Source organism: Sebaldella termitidis ATCC 33386, from assembly GCF_000024405.1.
Lineage (GTDB): Bacteria > Fusobacteriota > Fusobacteriia > Fusobacteriales > Leptotrichiaceae > Sebaldella > Sebaldella termitidis.
On the sequence record NC_013517.1, the window covers coordinates 730,441 to 747,982 of the forward strand.

The 17,542-nt window shown below is 34.2% G+C and carries 18 protein-coding genes; 13 read left to right on the forward strand and 5 right to left on the reverse strand.

The window, feature by feature from the left end; all coding sequences use genetic code 11:
• Positions 1-16 precede the first annotated feature (16 nt).
• Positions 17-559, forward strand: a complete 543-nt coding sequence (locus STERM_RS03330; protein ID WP_012860146.1) for a hypothetical protein — start codon at positions 17-19, stop codon at positions 557-559.
• A gap of 35 nt (positions 560-594) precedes the next feature.
• Here STERM_RS03330 and STERM_RS03335 read toward each other — a convergent pair whose 3' ends face one another.
• The 4 genes from STERM_RS03335 to STERM_RS03350 form a co-directional block, all read right to left on the reverse strand.
• Positions 595-1,008, reverse strand: a complete 414-nt coding sequence (locus STERM_RS03335; protein WP_012860147.1) for a hypothetical protein — start codon at positions 1,006-1,008, stop codon at positions 595-597.
• Positions 1,009-1,098: 90 nt separating this feature from the next.
• The gene (locus STERM_RS03340) at positions 1,099-2,814 is read right to left on the reverse strand and encodes a proline--tRNA ligase (protein ID WP_012860148.1); all 1,716 of its coding nucleotides are present in this window, start codon (positions 2,812-2,814) and stop codon (positions 1,099-1,101) included.
• Positions 2,815-2,831: 17 nt separating this feature from the next.
• Positions 2,832-3,563 carry a class I SAM-dependent methyltransferase gene (locus STERM_RS03345; RefSeq protein WP_012860149.1) on the reverse strand — a complete coding sequence of 244 codons (732 nt, stop codon included), beginning with the start codon at positions 3,561-3,563 and terminating at the stop codon, positions 2,832-2,834.
• Between the two features lie 145 nt (positions 3,564-3,708).
• Positions 3,709-5,106 carry an L-cystine transporter gene (locus tag STERM_RS03350; RefSeq protein ID WP_012860150.1) on the reverse strand — a complete coding sequence of 466 codons (1,398 nt, stop codon included), beginning with the start codon at positions 5,104-5,106 and terminating at the stop codon, positions 3,709-3,711.
• 219 nt (positions 5,107-5,325) lie between these two features.
• On the opposite strand from STERM_RS03350, the gene STERM_RS03355 reads away from it, so the two are divergent.
• From STERM_RS03355 to STERM_RS03385, 7 genes are all read left to right on the forward strand, one after another.
• Positions 5,326-5,820 (forward strand): RrF2 family transcriptional regulator, encoded by a 495-nt coding sequence (locus tag STERM_RS03355; protein WP_012860151.1) that lies wholly within the window; start codon positions 5,326-5,328, stop codon positions 5,818-5,820.
• Between the two features lie 129 nt (positions 5,821-5,949).
• Entirely contained in the window at positions 5,950-6,324 is a 375-nt protein-coding gene (locus STERM_RS03360; protein ID WP_012860152.1) for a pyridoxamine 5'-phosphate oxidase family protein, read from the forward strand.
• Between the two features lie 194 nt (positions 6,325-6,518).
• Complete coding sequence (locus tag STERM_RS03365) at positions 6,519-6,980, forward strand: hypothetical protein (protein ID WP_012860153.1); 462 nt, start codon at positions 6,519-6,521, stop codon at positions 6,978-6,980.
• A complete protein-coding gene (locus STERM_RS03370; RefSeq protein WP_012860154.1) occupies positions 6,980-7,354 on the forward strand; it encodes a hypothetical protein in 375 nt (124 codons plus the stop codon). The genes STERM_RS03365 and STERM_RS03370 overlap by 1 nt, the downstream gene beginning before the upstream one ends.
• A gap of 117 nt (positions 7,355-7,471) precedes the next feature.
• Complete coding sequence (locus tag STERM_RS03375; RefSeq protein ID WP_244407212.1) at positions 7,472-8,488, forward strand: S66 peptidase family protein; 1,017 nt, start codon at positions 7,472-7,474, stop codon at positions 8,486-8,488.
• A gap of 146 nt (positions 8,489-8,634) precedes the next feature.
• A complete protein-coding gene (locus tag STERM_RS03380) occupies positions 8,635-9,498 on the forward strand; it encodes a hypothetical protein (protein ID WP_012860156.1) in 864 nt (287 codons plus the stop codon).
• Positions 9,456-10,034, forward strand: a complete 579-nt coding sequence (locus tag STERM_RS03385) for a hypothetical protein (RefSeq protein ID WP_211205121.1) — start codon at positions 9,456-9,458, stop codon at positions 10,032-10,034. Before STERM_RS03380 ends, STERM_RS03385 begins: the two co-directional genes overlap by 43 nt.
• 106 nt (positions 10,035-10,140) lie before the next feature.
• Here the strand turns inward: STERM_RS03385 and STERM_RS03390 are convergent, their stop codons facing one another.
• On the reverse strand, positions 10,141-10,881 hold the full coding sequence (locus tag STERM_RS03390) for an NADPH-dependent oxidoreductase (protein ID WP_012860158.1): 741 nt from the start codon (positions 10,879-10,881) through the stop codon (positions 10,141-10,143).
• 186 nt (positions 10,882-11,067) lie between these two features.
• Between STERM_RS03390 and STERM_RS03395 the strand changes: the two genes are divergently transcribed.
• The 5 genes from STERM_RS03395 (at position 11,068) to STERM_RS03415 (ending at position 17,497) form a co-directional block, all read left to right on the forward strand.
• Positions 11,068-12,558, forward strand: a complete 1,491-nt coding sequence (locus STERM_RS03395; RefSeq protein ID WP_012860159.1) for a UxaA family hydrolase — start codon at positions 11,068-11,070, stop codon at positions 12,556-12,558.
• 33 nt (positions 12,559-12,591) lie between these two features.
• On the forward strand, positions 12,592-13,686 hold the full coding sequence (locus tag STERM_RS03400; RefSeq protein ID WP_012860160.1) for an ABC transporter ATP-binding protein: 1,095 nt from the start codon (positions 12,592-12,594) through the stop codon (positions 13,684-13,686).
• A 20-nt stretch (positions 13,687-13,706) separates the two neighbouring features.
• Entirely contained in the window at positions 13,707-15,110 is a 1,404-nt protein-coding gene (uxaC, locus tag STERM_RS03405; protein WP_012860161.1) for a glucuronate isomerase, read from the forward strand.
• A gap of 114 nt (positions 15,111-15,224) precedes the next feature.
• On the forward strand, positions 15,225-15,872 hold the full coding sequence (locus STERM_RS03410) for a GntR family transcriptional regulator (RefSeq protein ID WP_012860162.1): 648 nt from the start codon (positions 15,225-15,227) through the stop codon (positions 15,870-15,872).
• 266 nt (positions 15,873-16,138) lie between these two features.
• On the forward strand, positions 16,139-17,497 hold the full coding sequence (locus tag STERM_RS03415) for a family 4 glycosyl hydrolase (protein WP_012860163.1): 1,359 nt from the start codon (positions 16,139-16,141) through the stop codon (positions 17,495-17,497).
• Positions 17,498-17,542 lie beyond the last annotated feature (45 nt).

Genomic DNA, 17,542 nt, shown 5'->3' on the forward strand with positions numbered 1-17,542 from the left:
TAAGGTGAGGAGTCTGATGGAGCTGAAAGATATCTTATTCGGAGAAAAATTTTATAATATATGGGAAGAAGTCCAAATAAAACTGCCGAGAGAGGATTATTACAAAAAGCTGGCTGATAACAGGGAGAGAAGTGAATGGATAATTGATGAACTGACTTATTGTATAAAGAATGTAGCAAAAATTTTTGAGAAGTCATATCAGGAAGTTATAGAGTATTTATATGAATTTTTAATGTCAGATGTGGTTTTTTTATCTGATTTTACTGCGAAATGGATAAACGGGATATCAAAAGAAGAATTTGATGAGGATGAATTATCTGATTTTTTGCAGGATACAGGCATGTCAGAAGAAGAATATTTGGAATACAGTGCAGAAGGAAGCTATGATATCGGTATTGTATTTGATGCTTTAATTTATGCTTTTATTATAAAAAACAATCCTGAAGCACTGCTTTCCTATTTAGCAGAAGATATGTACATAAATCAGAAAAATTTAGAAAAAAGAAGGCAGATACTGATGAAAATTTTTAGTGAAAGTATACGAAAAGATAAGAATTAATAAAGCCGGAACAATTTCAATTTCCGGCTTTATTTTTATTTTTTATTAAAAATTTTGTCAAAAAGTTCATTTACAAATTCAGCAGCTTCACTATCAACATCGGAAACAGATTCGTAAACCTGTTTTCCGTCTTTTGTAATAACTGTCTTGGTATATTTTGCATAAATTTTTTTAATGTCATCTTCTGTGAGCTTAACATTATGTACATATTTATCCGAGGTAATATCACCAAGAACATCTATTACAGGACCTAAAAATTCATTTATGGTTTCCCTGCTTATATTATCACTGTCATTTTTAGTACTGTCTTTGCTGGAAAAAAATTCCCGGGAATTTGAATTTTCTTTTTGAAAATCTGCTTCTTTTTCTCTTTTTAATTCAGAAGCGGCAAAATCCGTTTCTGAATCTGAAATTTTTATTTTTGAAAAAAGCTTTTTAAATATGACCATAAATTACTCCTGATTTCTTGATTATAAAATTAATTACTGGTAATGAAGCAGTGAGCATTGATATAATGATAGTCTGAAAAAACAGAAGATTTATTTTCCAAGATGATTTTTTACATAATCAAGCAGTGTACCTATTTCAACAATTTCTGTATTTCCTGTCTTTCTGTCCTTTACTTCTACTTTTCCTTCGGCTATAGATTTTCCAGTGATTATTTTCATCGGGAAACCTATAAGATCAGCATCTTTAAATTTGAACCCTGCTCTTTCATCTCTGTCGTCAAGAATAACATCAATATTATGATCTTTTAGAAGCTGATAAACATCTTCTGCCACTCTTACCTGATCTTTATCTTTGATATTAGGAATTATGACATCTACTTCATACGGAGCGATGTTTACAGGCCAGATAATTCCGTTTTCATCGTAGTTTTGCTCAATTGCAGCGGACATTATTCTGGAAACCCCTATTCCGTAGCATCCCATTTTAAGAGTAGCCTGTTTTCCGTTTTCATCAAGAACATTTGCCTTCATAGCTTCTGAATACTTTGTTCCAAGCTCAAATATATGACCTACCTCGATACCTCTTGCTATTTTCAGAGTTCCGCCGCATCTCGGACATTTTTCTCCTTCTTTTGCTTCTCTTATATCACCTGTCATATCGTATTTAAAATCACTGATATTTGAATTTATATAATGATGATCTTTTTTATTAGGTCCCAGTGTAAAGTTTTTCATGAATTTTACACTTTCATCCATTACTATTTTTATATTTTCGTTATTTAATCCTACCGGACCGATAAATCCTTTAACAAGATTAAGTTTTTCCATATCGGAATCATTTATCATTTCCAGCTCTACAGCAGCATTAACAAGATTTTTTACTTTTATTGTATTTACTTCGTAGTCCCCTCTTATCAAAGCCATGTAGTATTTATCATTTTCACCGAAGGCTTCCTTTAGAACAATGGCCTTTACAGTTTTGCTTGTAGGAATATTAAAGAATGCAGCTACATCTTCTATAGTCCATGTATTAGGAGTTTCTACAAGCTCTATGCTTTTTGCTTCCTCGTCTGATTCTTTAAAATCAGCTTTGCTTGTGGCTTTTTCCTTATTAGCTGCATAATCGCATGAATCACAGTAAAGAACGTCATCTTCACCGCTTTCGGCCAATACCATAAATTCATGAGTAACATCTCCGCCTATAGATCCGGAATCAGCTTCTACGGCCCTAAAATCAAGTCCGCATCTTGTAAAGATATTTTCATAGGTAGTTTTCATATTCAGATATTCTTCATCAAGAGATTCATGAGTAGTATGAAAGCTGTAAGCATCCTTCATAATGAACTCCCGGCCTCTCATAAGTCCGAATCTTGGTCTTATCTCGTCTCTGAATTTTGTCTGGATCTGATACAGATTCATAGGAAGATCTTTATATGAATTTATTTCATTTCTGACAATATCAGTAACAACTTCTTCATGTGTAGGACCAAGAGCAAATTCTCTTTCATGTCTGTCTTTCATTCTCATGAGTTCAGGACCGTAAGCAATCCATCTTCCGCTTTCCTTCCAAAGATCAGCAGGCTGCAGAACAGGCATAAAAACTTCCTGTGCACCTGATTTGTCCATTTCTTCCCTTACGATGTTTTCTACTTTTTTTAATACTCTGTTACCAAGCGGCAGATAAGAATATACACCACTTGCAAGTCTTTTTATCATAGAAGCTCTCAGCATAAGCTTATGACTGATTACTTCTGCTTCTTTCGGAGCTTCTTTGTATGTTTTTACGAATGCTTTTGATAATCTCATATATTTTTCCTCTCTTTTTATAATTTTCTTGCTTTTATAAATAAAAAATGTGCTAAATTTTTTCCGTTTAAAAATTTTGGTTCTTTGGAAATAAGCTCATCATCTGCACGGCTTTCGGCAATTTCCAGAATTTCAAAATTATTTTTGATTATGGTATTTATTATGGTAGACAAAGTTCTATGATACTTTTTTACATTATCTATAAACCATTTCTCAAATCGTTCACCCTCTTCATTATAATTACTGACAGGCCAGTAACGGCTTTTGGTTTCCGGGTCGCAGATCCAGTCCTTTAATTGTCTGTTAGCCGTGACCATGGGGTGCTCCTGTGAAAAAATCAGACTTCCTCTTTTTCTCAATAATTTTGAAATATCCAAAATCAGTTTTTCAAAATTTTCAACATAGTGAAATGCCAGTGAGCTGACAGCTATATCAAATTTTTCACTGAGACTGTCGATATTCTCCATGGATAATTCCTGATACCGGATATTATTACTTATGTTTTTTTCTCTGGCGGTATTAAGCATCTTTTGGGAAATATCTATTCCGAGTACAGAATTGGCTGTTTTTGCAAGTATTGACGATAAATCACCGGAACCGCATCCGATATCGAGGATATCTTTGCCTTCTGTATTTCCGATAAGCTTTAGCATAAGGGGTTCTTCAATGCAGTTGTTATAATTCATTTTCTGACTGCGTATGCTCATGTACCCGTTAAAAAATTTTTCGTTATCGTAATAATTAGCCACGGGGCATCTCCTTTCCGTGAAAATATAAAACTTTGTACCTGATATTATACCAAATTCTTCAATTATAGTAAAACGTTTATTTAAACAAAGAAAAATAAAATTCCCTGTATACATTAAGATACAGGGAACTTATTATGATATGGATTTATGAGTGCATTTCATCACTTTCTACAGAGATGAGAGCAGGGTCGTTATACATATCAGTATTCAGCTCGTTTAACATTTTTCCGGTAACAACTCCGGAAAGTATAGAGTCATTGACATTTAGTGCAGTTCTTCCCATGTCGATCAAAGGTTCTACAGAGATCAGAAGTCCTGCCAGTCCTACAGGAAAGCCTAAAGATGAGAGTACTATAAGTGCCGCAAATGTGGCTCCTCCTCCTACGCCTGCCACTCCGAAAGAGCTTATGGTAATAATAACGATTAATTTTGCGATAAAGCCTATACTGTAAGGATTTACTCCCACAGTAGGTGCGATCATAACTGCAAGCATTGCAGGATAAATGGCTGCACAGCCGTTTTGCCCGATAGAGGCTCCGAATGTAGCAGAAAGATTGGCAATTCCCTGTGATACACCCAGTTTTTTAGTCTGTGTTTCTATATTCAGAGGTATTGCACCCATACTTGTTCTTGAGGTAAAGGCGAATGTAAGAACCGGAAATACCTTTTTCAGATAAATAACAGGGTTCAGCTTAAACAATGCAAGTATAATCATATGTATTATGAACATAATAATTATTGCAGTGTAAGATGCCAGTATAAACTTAATAAGCTTTGCAATCTGCAGGAAATCACTGCTTGCCAGTACATTGGTAATAAGAGCAAGTATACCGTAAGGAGTAAGTCTCAAAACAAGTGTAACCATTCTCATAACTATGTCGTGTGCAGAGTTAACAATGTTTCTGAAAGTTTCAAGAGATTCAGGTTTTTTCTTTTGTATACCAAGAGCTGCTATACCTACGAATGCCGAGAAAATAACCACGGCTATTGTGGATGTATTTCTTGCGCCTGTCATATCCAGAAACGGATTTGTCGGGATGAAATCCAGAACTTTCTGCGGGAAGGAAGAATTCGCTTCTCCGAGTTTATTCTGTAAGTATTCGGCTCTGGTCATTTCGGCACTTCCCTGAAGCATACCTGTAGCATCAAGCTTATAGAAAAGTGAAACCATGATTCCTACCAAACCTGCAATAGCCGCTGTAATTAACAGAATTGCTATAATATTTCCGCCCATTTTACCAAGCTGTTTACTGTCTTTAAGATTAATGATTGCCGAAGTAATGGAAACCATTATAAGAGGCATTACTATCATTTGAAGCAGTCTCACATATCCCGATCCGATGATGTTAAACCAGTCTTTGGTTACACTGATTGTATCAGAATTAGGTCCGTAGACATAATGCAGTATAAGTCCGTAAACTATCCCCAGCCCGAGTGCTGTGAAGACTCTTTTAGTAAACGAAAGATGTTTTTTTTGCATTTTATATAATACAAAGATTAAAGCTATTAATCCGATAATGTTTATTATCAGTTTGAAATCCATAAAGAATCCTCCTTCATAAAAATATATTTATTCACGTTATTGAAATCTATCTGTAGTATAGAATATTTTTTTCATTTTTTCAAGATTTTTTTGAATATACAAATGTTTTTTGAGAATATTTAATTATAAAATGGAGAATAATAAAAAGTCTTGACATATGCAATATAATTATGTTAAAGTAATTACAGATAATAATTGTCTGTAATTGGGAGTGGTAATATGCATTACAGTGTAGGTGTGGAATATGCGCTGCATTGTCTGATTTATCTGGCAACGCCGTCTGTTAAGCCGGTACTGACAGTAAAAGAGCTGGCTGAATTTCAGGGTATATCAGAAACATATCTGTCTAAGATTTTTACTAAGCTTTCTAAAAACGGCATAGTAAAAGCAACACCGGGAGTTACCGGAGGTTATCAGCTGAAACAGGATCCTTCTGTTGTAACATTCTGGGATGTGGTTCAGGCGGTGGAGGGAGAAAAACAGATATTCCGCTGTAAAAATATAATAGGGACATGTGCTCTGCATGATAAAAAAACTGAAGCAGAAGAATGTCCGGGTAAGGTAGACTGCCTTATAAATGATGTAATGCTTGATGCAGAAAAGCAGATGGAATTATATCTGAAAGAAAAAAATCTGAAATGGCTTACGGAAAAGCTTGAAAAAAAGCTTACAAAAGAATATCAGGATTTAACTGCGGATTGGTTTAACGGTTAGTATAGTATTTGATTAGTATATGAAATGCTATACTTTTTAATGATTTTCATTCTTAAAATGTAAATCTTATTTTTTTGAAAACAATTACGGATAAAAGTTATCGATAATAGAAAATAAGGAGGAATAAATATGTTTAATGAAAAATTCAATGAGGTACTTACTAAAGAAGGTGTAGTTTCTATTACATCATGGTCAGCAGAAAATGTTCATGTGGTGAATACATGGAACAGTTATCTGGTGAAGAGCGGTGAAAATAAACTGCTTATTCCTGCTGCAGGTATGAGAAAAACACAGAAAAATGTAGAAGCTAACAGCAGAGTAATATTAACACTGGGAAGTAAAGAGGTTATGGGCTATAAAGATTATCAGGGAACAGGATTTGTTATAGAAGGGACAGCAAAGTATCTTACTTCGGGAGAAGAATTTGATATGATGAAAGAAAAGTTTCCATTTCTAAGCAGAGTACTTGAAATAACTGTTGAAAGTTTGAAACAGACAATTTAATTTATTTTTATATATTTCGTCTGAAATATAGAGTGTTTTTTGTGGAAAATCATATGAAAATAAAATAGTGTTTAAATCCTGATATCATTTAAATATATCAGGTTTTTTTAAATTGTAATTTATGAATTGACAAGCATTATACTATATGGTATATTTAAAAATAATTTAATCAAACTATCGGGGGTTAGTGGGAAATGAGATTATATAAAAGTACAAGGCTGTGTCTGGAAAATAAGTCAAAAGAATTTGAAAAAGTAGGGTGGTATTCTCATGAGAAAGAATACAATAATTCTGCTGTCAGCAGATATTATTATTCAATGTTTATAAGGGTTTCTTATATTTATAAAGGGATTATGGGATATACAGACACTGGTTTGAATTCTCATCAGAGAGTATTAAGCCAGCTAAAAAAAATGATTGAAGGTTTTATTCTTGAAAAACAATATTTAGAATCAGGCACCGGGAAAAAAATCAGTGAGCTGTTTATAAGGCTGGAGTTATGCTGTAATTATAGAAATATTGCAGATTATAAAGATATTGAATTAACAAAAAATAATGTTAATTATTTAAAAAAGACTCTTTGGATGTTTAATAGTCTGTATGAAATAATCTTAGAAATTTGTGGAATTGTAAAAAAAGAAAGGGAGGATGTATAATGGGGAAAAAATTAATAAAAGCAGCAGAATCTGCTGTTTTTGAACTTCAAAGCAGATATGAGGGGTTGAAAATCCTTTTATATAATAATTTAGAAAGAAATCAGTATGAGATAATCGTAGATGTGGAAAAATACGGTCTTGATGATGCATTTGTGAGTGACTTAGCAAGAACTGTCCGTGAAAAAACGAATCCTGAAGGTTTTGGGATTTATACTTATTTTGTTAATGATTTTGATGAAAAGAAGAGAGCGCAGGAAAATATGAAAATACAGGGGAAGATATGTACCTTTTTTCGCCCGATTACTGCTGCAATGTCAGAATTTAGATTGAAGTATCTAATACGAAAACATAGAAAGAAACTAGAAAAATACTGATTATTTGAATAACTGAATAAAAATCAGAAGTCATATTGGCAGGTGTAATGTAAGAAATATATAAAATATCAATTTCCTTTTATACAGGGATTGTGATAAAATATATATAAATGCAATGTGAAAATAATACAGATAAAGGGAAAAGGTGCCGTAAATATGAAAAGACAGATTTTAATTTTATTAGTTTTATTTACTTCAATTATTTTAGGAGACGGAATGGTAAAGCCGCAGGCGTTAAAATACGGGGATACTATCGGTATAATTGCCCCGGCGAATTATTCAGGTGCTTCTGCCGATACAATGGTAAAAGATCTTGAGGCAAGAGGCTTTAAAGTCGTACTCGGGGATTCTTTCTATTCAAAATGGTATAATTTTGGCGGTTCTGATGAAATAAGAGCAAAAGATATAAACAACATGTTTAAAAATAAAGAAGTAAAAGCCATATTTTGTGTACGCGGCGGATACGGAAGCATACGTCTTCTGGATTTGATAGATTTCGATACAATAAGAAAAAATCCTAAAATATTCGTGGGCTACAGTGATATTACCACTTTACTTATGGCAATAAGCCAGAAAACCGGACTTGTGACATTTCATGGTCCGATGAGTTCTAATTATACGAATTTTGATGATATAACAAGAATTTCTTTTTTTGACACAATAATGACAGATAAGGATTCATATGTTCTGTCTGATTATTTGGGAGCCGATCTCAGAGTAATAAGCAGCGGGAAAGCAGAAGGAGAAATAGTAGGCGGTAATCTTTCGCTGATAGTAGCTTCTCTCGGGACAAAATATGAAATAGACACAAAAGGGAAAATTTTATTTATTGAAGAAGTAGGGGAATATACCTACAGAGTAGACAGAATGTTTCAGCAGCTAAAGCTCGCAGGAAAATTTGATGATGCAAGCGGAATAATACTGGGAAGTTTTACTAAGGCTAATCAGGAGGCACCGGAAGATATGCCGCTTCAGGAAGTGTTTTATGACAGCTTCGGCAGTTTGAAAAAGCCTGTAGTGAGTAATTTCAGTTCGGGACATATGAGACCGTTTATTACTGTGCCAATCGGAGCAAAGGCTAAAATGAATACAGATACAGGGAAAATAGAGATAGTAGGGGGAACTGTAAAATAAACACTAAAAAAGCAGAGAAGTCATATTGAACCTTTTCTGCTTTTTTAGTAGAAGTTTTTAACTATTATCTGATATATAGAAAATTGACTTAAATTAGTAAATAGTATAGAATTAATAAAGGATTTTATTTGAAGAAGGAGTTTATAATGAAAAAAATAGTTGTTTTACTGGTATTTTTATTTTCTTTTTGTGTTTTTTCAAAAGTATATGAATATGCAGTGATAAAAGATGCAAGAGGTTATACAGAAGTGATGGAGAACAGTAATACCGGTGCAAAAGTAAGGGCAAAATTAAAAAATAACACACTTGTCCGAATTGAGGAAATTAATGAGTCAAAAGGTCAATGGATAAAGATTTCTACAAGAACAGAATATATTGAAAATTCAAAATATACAGAAAATGCAGATGGCTATGTAATGAAGGATAAACTTTCATATGAATTCGGGCCTTTAATTTATGTAAGCTCAAGCACAGAGTGTGATAATACCACACTGGCAAAATTAGTATTGAAAAATAAAATGGATTACGATGATTTTAGTGTTCTGGCTGATTATATACAAAATAATGCCAATAATTATGAAAGAAATAAAAACAGCAGTTATTCCGTAAAAAGAGATTCTGAGGAAGAGTACATCTATATACTGAAAATTAATAACGGTCTGGAATTAAGACTTACTGAAGATTATGATATTTATATAAGCGGACTGAAATATAAAAAAATAAACATCAATAATGAAAAAATTCCTGTATTAAGCGAATTTGTCCCGGATACAAGTATTTCCGGGATTAACAGCATAAATATTTTTGAAGATAAAAATTATACAATTATAAATATTCCCATGGAAATAAAAGGTGATGGCTGCAGTATAGAATCAGGGAATAAAATATTTATGTTTAAAGATAATAACCTGACTTTTACAGCTGATATGATTTATGAAAATATCAGCAGTGTAAGAGAATTTAGGAAATGGATAAAGGTAAAGGAAGAAAGTATGACAGAGGAGAGGTAAAAATGAAAATTCCGGTATATTTAAAAAATAATGTAAAAAATTATGAGGAAAAAGACTTTGCAATAATGACGATTTGTTCGCAAACAGGAAATGACCTGCTTGAAGTATGGTATTACGGAGATTTTTTTATGGTCTCCGGCGAGGAGCGGAACTATATAGTAGGAACAGATTCTGCACCTGAAAAAATCGTAGCTAAAGATCCTGAAACAAATGAAGAAATTCTAATTTTTGACGGTACGGTGCACGGTTATGATAATATGTTTTGCGATGTATACACAGAAGAGCAGATTAATGACAGAGAATTAAAAAAACTTGATATTCCCGCATCGCAGCTTATTTTGGAATTAGGCTACAGTATTGACTATGAAGATGAAAAAGACGATTATGATTTTGATGAAAACGGGGAAGTAATTTTGGTGAATGGAAATAAAATGTCATGGGATGATGTGGTTTTGAACGGCTTCGATTATCTGGCATTATCGTATATTGATAAAAATGGTAAAAAAATTCAATTTGTAGATTGTGAGCTGGCATAGTAAAATTATGAAATGCTGTTCAGATACTATTAGAATAAGGGTGTAATAAATAACGGATCTGTACTGTTACAGATCCGTTATTTATTATCTTTAGTATTCCGATAGTTTATTTATCAAATTTGAAGCCCTGTTTTAAAGCTGTCGGGTATACATCAGGGAAATAAACAGTTTTGTAGGCATTAGCAACAAAATTACTCCATGATTTTTCCTGTTCTCTTCCGATTTCGTCCAGATATTTCGCTATTTGTCTGTCGTAGTTATTTATTAACTCGGGAAGTCTGTCTTTATCATATTTTTCATCAAAACGAAATGTCTTGATATCCATTCTTGGTTTCTGTCTTGAATGATCCTTGGGATGACCGACAGCCAGACCGACCATAGGGAAAGTATACTCAGGAAGCTCAAGAAGGTCTATTACAGTCTCGGGATTTTTTCTTACTGCACCTATAGGAACTATTCCGAGACCAAGTGATTCAGCGGCAGTTATAGCAGTACCGAGAGCTATTCCTGCATCTACTGACGCTACCATCATACCTTCCACACTTTCATGGATAATCTGTTCATATCCTGCATTTTTTACTCCAAGGCTTGTTTTATATAAATCAGCAATAAAAATTAAGAATACCGGGGCCTGTGCTACCCAAGTCTGACCGCCTGTAAGCTCAGCCATTTTTTCTCTTGTGTTCTTGTCCTTTATGACAATTATGCTTATTCCCTGTCCGTTTATGGAAGTAGGAGCATGCTGGGCGGCACTTATTACTGCACTTATCATTTCTTCAGATACTGGTTCATTTGTAAAGCTTCTTATGGATCTATGATTTTCCATAATTTTTATAGTTTCTGTCATTTTATCACATCCTTTACGTGTATGTACAAAATGATACTCTTTTTCACTAAAAATGTCAATTAATAAGAAAATTTTATTTTATATGTAAAGTATATTATTGACAATTAATAAAAAATGGGGTATATATTTAGTAATATATTACAAAATATATTTTTGTAAAAAATAGTCATAACGGAAGGTGAAGACATGAAAAAATATATTAAAATCAATAAGAATGATAATGTAGCAATAGTATTGGAGCCGATGAAAAAAGGAGAAATAATTACAGATGGGGATGAAGACACGATACTTGCAGAAGATATAGATAAGGGACATAAAACAGCTTTGACAGACATAAAAGAAGGGGAAAATATTATAAAATACGGAATGCCTATAGGAAAGGCAGTAAAAGATATCGCAGCCGGAGAATGGATTCATACACATAACGTAAAAACAAATCTTTCGGATCTGAATAATTATGAATATAATCCGAAGTTTCAGGAACACAGCATTAAGATTCCAGAAAAAAAGATCAATGCATACAGAAGAAAAAATGGTGAGATAGGTGTAAGAAATGAATTGTGGATTGTCCCCACTGTGGGCTGTGTAAACGGGATAGCGAAAATAGCAATAAATGAATTTCTAAAGGAAAACGACATATCCATGATTGACGGAATAAATATACTATCACATAATTACGGGTGTTCGCAGCTTGGTGATGATCATGAGAATACTAAAATAATACTGCAGGATGCTGTAAAGCATCCAAATGCAGGCGGTGTTCTGGTAATGGGACTAGGATGTGAAAATAACCAGATAGATGTATTTATGGATACACTGGGGGATTATGACAGGGAGAGAGTGAGATTTCTGGCTGTTCAGCAGGTAAGCGACGAGATAGATGAAGCAAAGAAGCTTTTGAAAGAGCTTTTTGATATAATGAAAAATGACAAAAGGGAAGAAACAAGTATTGCCGAATTAAAAGTTGGGCTGGAATGCGGGGGATCGGACGGTTTTTCCGGAATAACAGCTAACCCTATGCTCGGGGAATTTTCCGATTACATGGCTAATTACGGCGGGACAACCCTTTTGACAGAGGTTCCGGAAATGTTCGGAGCGGAAACACTTTTGATGGAAAGATGTGAAAACAGGGAAATATTTGAAAAAACAGTAAATCTGATAAATGATTTTAAAGATTATTTTATAAAGCATGACCAGGTAATATATGAAAATCCTTCACCAGGAAATAAAAAAGGCGGAATAACCACTCTTGAAGATAAATCTCTGGGATGTACACAAAAATCAGGAACTGCAAAAATAAGAGATGTTTTAAAATACGGGGAAAAAATAAAAAAGAACGGCCTGAATCTTCTTTCTGCACCGGGAAATGACCTTGTGGCAACTACGGCACTTGCAGCAGCAGGCTGTCATATGGTATTTTTTACTACTGGAAGAGGAACACCTTACGGAGGCTTCGTACCTACGGTAAAAATTTCCACTAATACAGAGCTGGCGGAGAATAAGCCTAAATGGATAGATTTTGATGCAGGAAAGCTGATAAGCCGTAACATGGAGATGGAGAAGCTTCTTGAAGAATTTATAGATTATATAGTAAAAGTAGCAAATGGTGAAAAAACAAGAAATGAAATAAATGAATTTAAAGAACTGGCTATATTTAAGTCAGGCGTAACGTTGTAATATTATAAAAAAACGAATTATGGAGGAGGAAATATGGCAAAGGTAACATTAAAAGGAGTGGAGAAACAATATCCAAACGGATTTAAAGCAGTACACGGGATAAATCTTGATATTAAAGACGGGGAGTTTATGGTCTTTGTCGGTCCCTCGGGATGTGCTAAATCAACTACACTTAGAATGGTAGCAGGTCTTGAAGAGATCACAGGAGGGGAAATATATATCGGTGATAAGCTCGTTAATGATGTAGCACCAAAAGACAGAGGAATAGCAATGGTTTTCCAGAACTATGCCCTTTATCCGCATATGAGCGTTTATGATAATATGGCTTTTGGACTGAAGCTAAAGAAGACACCAAAAGCAGAAATAGACAAAAGAGTAAGGGATGCAGCCGAAAAGCTTGAAATAACAGACCTGCTGGACAGAAAACCAAAGGATATGTCAGGAGGACAAAGACAAAGGGTAGCACTTGGAAGAGCAATAGTAAGAGAGCCGGAAGTATTCCTTTTTGACGAGCCTTTAAGTAATCTTGATGCAAAGCTGAGAGTATCCATGAGGGTAAGAATAAGCCAGCTTCATAAAGAGCTGGGGTCTACAATGATTTATGTGACACATGATCAGGTGGAGGCAATGACAATGGGAGACAGAATATGTGTCTTAAGAGAAGGAAAGATCATGCAGGTGGATACGCCGTTAAATCTGTATAACCATCCAGCGAATAAATTCGTAGCAGGCTTTATAGGATCACCGACAATGAATTTTTTGAATGGAGTAATAGAAGAAAAAGACGGGAAGCTGTTAATGAAGGTAAAGGGGACAGAGCTGGAATTTCCAGAGAGCATGAGAGAGAAGATAAAAGGACATACAGGAAAAGAGGTGTCATTCGGAATAAGACCGGAACATATCTCACTGGGAAAAGAAGGAGAGCAGAATGCACTGAGAGGGAATATACTGGTAAAGGAACAGATGGGAAATGAAGAGATAGTGTATTTTGAGAGTGAGGGAAACCAGATAACGGCAAGACTGACGCTGAATCAGGAGGAAAGTCTGAGCCTGAAGGAGAGCGGAATATTTAAAATAGATATGGAAAAATGTCATTTATTTGACAGAGATACTGAAGAAGCTATTTAACGATTTTAGGAGGATAATAAATGAAACAGTTTATGGACGAAAACTTTTTGCTAAAAAATGATGTGGCAGTGGAGCTGTATAATAAATATGCCAAAGATATGCCGATAATTGATTATCACTGTCATTTGAGCCCGCAGGAAATAGCTGAGAATAAAAGATATAAAAATATTACTGAATTATGGCTCGGAGGAGATCATTACAAATGGAGAGCAATGAGAATCAATGGCGTAGGAGAGGAATATATAACAGGAACAAAAGATGATAAGGAAAAATTCATAAAATGGGCGGAAACAATTGAAAACTGTATTGGAAATCCATTGTATCACTGGACACACCTTGAATTAAAGAGATATTTCGGTATAGATGAAGTACTGGGGAGCAAAACAGCGGAAGATATATGGGAAAGAGCCAATAAAATAATACAGAGTGACAGTTTTACGGCAAAAGAAATAATAAAAAAATCAAATGTAGAGATAATATGTACTACTGATGATCCGGCAGATGACTTAAAATATCACAAGGCGATAAAAGAAGACAAGGATTTTCCCGTAAAAGTATTTCCTGCATTCAGACCTGACAGAGCTATAAATATTGAAAAAGAAGATTTTGTTACATGGCTTGGTCTTCTTGAAAAAGCGGTAGGAAAAAAAATAAATGATATTAACGGACTTTTAAGTGCATTAGTAGAAAGAATCGAATATTTTCACGAGGCAGGATGCAGACTTTCGGATCATGCTCTGGAGCCTGTTATGTTCAGACATGGTAATATAAGCGAGATGGATGCGGTATTTAAAAAGGCACTATTAAAAGAAAGCTTCAGCGAATCTGATCTGACGCTTTATAAAGGGCAGTTAATGCTGTTTCTCGGGAAAGAGTATGCTAAAAGAGGATGGACTATGCAGATACATACAGGAACAATGAGAAATAATAATACAAAGATGTTCCGACAGCTGGGGCCTGATACCGGATTTGACGCTGTGGGGGATTACAGCTGTGCAAAAGCTCTTTCAGATTTGCTGAACAATCTTGACTATAATGATAAGCTTCCAAAAACAATACTGTATTGTCTGAACCCTAATGATAATTTTGTATTGGGGACCTTGCTGGGTTGCTTTCAGGACGGAAAAACTCCGGGAAAAATTCAGTTTGGCTCGGCATGGTGGTTTAATGACCAAAAAGAAGGAATGATAACACAGATGACAGATCTTGCCAATCTGGGGCTTCTTCCAAGATTCGTGGGAATGCTTACGGATTCCAGAAGCTTTTTATCATACACAAGACATGAGTATTTCAGAAGAATTTTATGCAATCTTATCGGCGAATGGGTAACGGACGGGGAATTTCCTTATGATACCGAGCTTCTGGGGAATATTGTGCAAAATATAAGCTATACAAATGCAAAAAATTATTTCGGACTTATATAAAAAAGGATAGATACTAAAAATCCGGGGGAATATGTACAAATAAGAGAATTGAAATATAAGAAAAAATATAATATAATATAATATATTTACAAATATATTTAAAGGTGGAAGATGATGGATACAAATAATTTGAAAATAAAGGCATATAATTATATCAAAAATAAGATAATTTCCGGAGTGTACCCCCCTAATCAAAAGATAGAGGAAAGTGAAATATCAAATGAGCTGAATTTTAGCAGGACACCAATTAGAGAAGCCATAAATACGCTTAAGGATGAAGGCTGGATAACTATAATACCCAGAAAAGGGATATTTGTAAGCGAGATATCATTAAAAGACATCAATGATATTTTTCAGGTAAGAGAAACTATAGAACCTATAATATTAAGGCTTGCTTTTGAAAATCTGAATACACAGGAGCTGGATGATTTTGAAAAGGCCTTTAAGAAATATGATAAGTCAAAAGAAATCAATTCTATTGTCCTTGATGAAAAGGATAATGATTTTCATAATTTTATACTGTATGCTTCGAAAAATAAATTTTTGATAAATATGATGAGCAATGTATATGAACATAATCAAAGACTGAGAAATATTTCAAAGCAGAAGCTGGAGAAAAGAAAGGAAGCTATACAGGAACATCTGGAGATAATAAAGGCTATAAAAGATAAGGATATAGAGAAGGCTGTGGAAAATCTGAGTCTTCATATTATAGAATCCAGAAATAATTTTCTTTCATGTATAGGAAATTTGAAAATTTAGATGTGTAATATATTACACATGATTTCAGCAGACAAAATTTCCATATTTTTATATATTTTATTATTATAAAAATACTCCTAGTATATTTGAAAAAAATTGTCTGCGGCAAAAGTGCTAAATAATTATATTGATATAAAATACCTGATTGATCAGGTATTTTTTTTACATATTGTATATTGACTTTTTTTAAAAAACGAGGTATATATTTAGTAATATATTTCAAAATATATTATGAAAATAATTTGAATTTATATCAGGAGGGAAAAATGGAATATAATGAAGAACTCACAAAAGTAAGTAAGATCAACATAGCATATATCGGAGGAGGTTCTCATAACTGGGCCAGAATTTTTATGAATGATATTTCCCAGGATAATGATATAAGCGGTGAAGTCAGGCTGTATGATATAGATTTTCAGGCGGCAAAAGCCAATGAAATGATAGGAAATAAAACTTCCGACAGATGGGAATATAAAGCCGTGGAAAAGGCGGAAGAAGCCCTTACAGATGCAGACTTCGTTTTTATATCAATATTACCGGGAAGCTTTGAAGAGATGAAAATAGATGTTCATATGCCTGAAAAATACGGGATATACCAGTCAGTAGGAGATACTGTGGGTATAGGCGGAATATTCAGATCATGGAGAACAGTTCCGATGATAGCCGAAATAGCCGAGAACATAAAAAAATATTGTCCTGAGGCATGGGTAGTGAATTTTACCAATCCTATGAGCAACTGTATAAAAACATTATATGAAGTATTTCCTGAAATAAAAGCTTACGGGTGCTGTCATGAAGTATTCGGCACACAAAAGCTTCTGAAAGCTGCCCTTGAAGAAAAAAAAGGATTAAAAAACATAGATTTCAGAGAGATAATGGTAAATGTAAAAGGAATAAACCACTTTACATGGATAGACAGAGCTTCTTACAAAGGGATAGATCTGCTGCCGATATACAGAGACTTTGTGGAAGAATGCAAAGAAAGCGGTTTTCAAAAGGGAGAAAAAAACTGGTTTAATGATCATTTTGTTTCTGCCGAAAGAGTAAAATTCGATTTATTCAGAAAATATAACTGCATAGCAGCTGCCGGAGACCGTCATCTTGCTGAATTTGTACCAAATGACTGGTATCTTCATGATAATGAAAAGTGGATGTTTAAGCTGACACTTGTAGACTGGCGAATATCTAACAGAAAAGAGCTGATAAAGGAAACGGAAGATCTTCTGAGCGGTAAAAAAGAGTTTGAGAAAAAGGAAGATTCCGGTGAAGATTTCGTAAGACAGATAAAAGGAATACTGGGACTAAAGGATGCGGTAACAAACATAAATATACCGAATTACGGGCAGGTGGAAAATATAGAAAAAGGGGCTATTGTGGAAACAAATGCTTTTTTTACCACAAACTATGTAAGTCCTATAATGGCCGGAAATGTTGATGACAAAGTACTTGAGCTGATGAAGCCGCATATAGAGAATCAGAGTCTGATAGTAAAAGCATGTCTTAGCAGAGATAAAGAATTGCTTTATAAGGCATTCCGAAATGATCCGCAGGGAGCTTCACTAAAAGAAGAGGATGCCGGCGCACTTTTTTCCGAAATGTTTGAAGCTCTGGAAAAGTTTAACTGATCAGCAAAAAAATGAATATCTGAAAAGTTTTTCGCAGTTACTGTA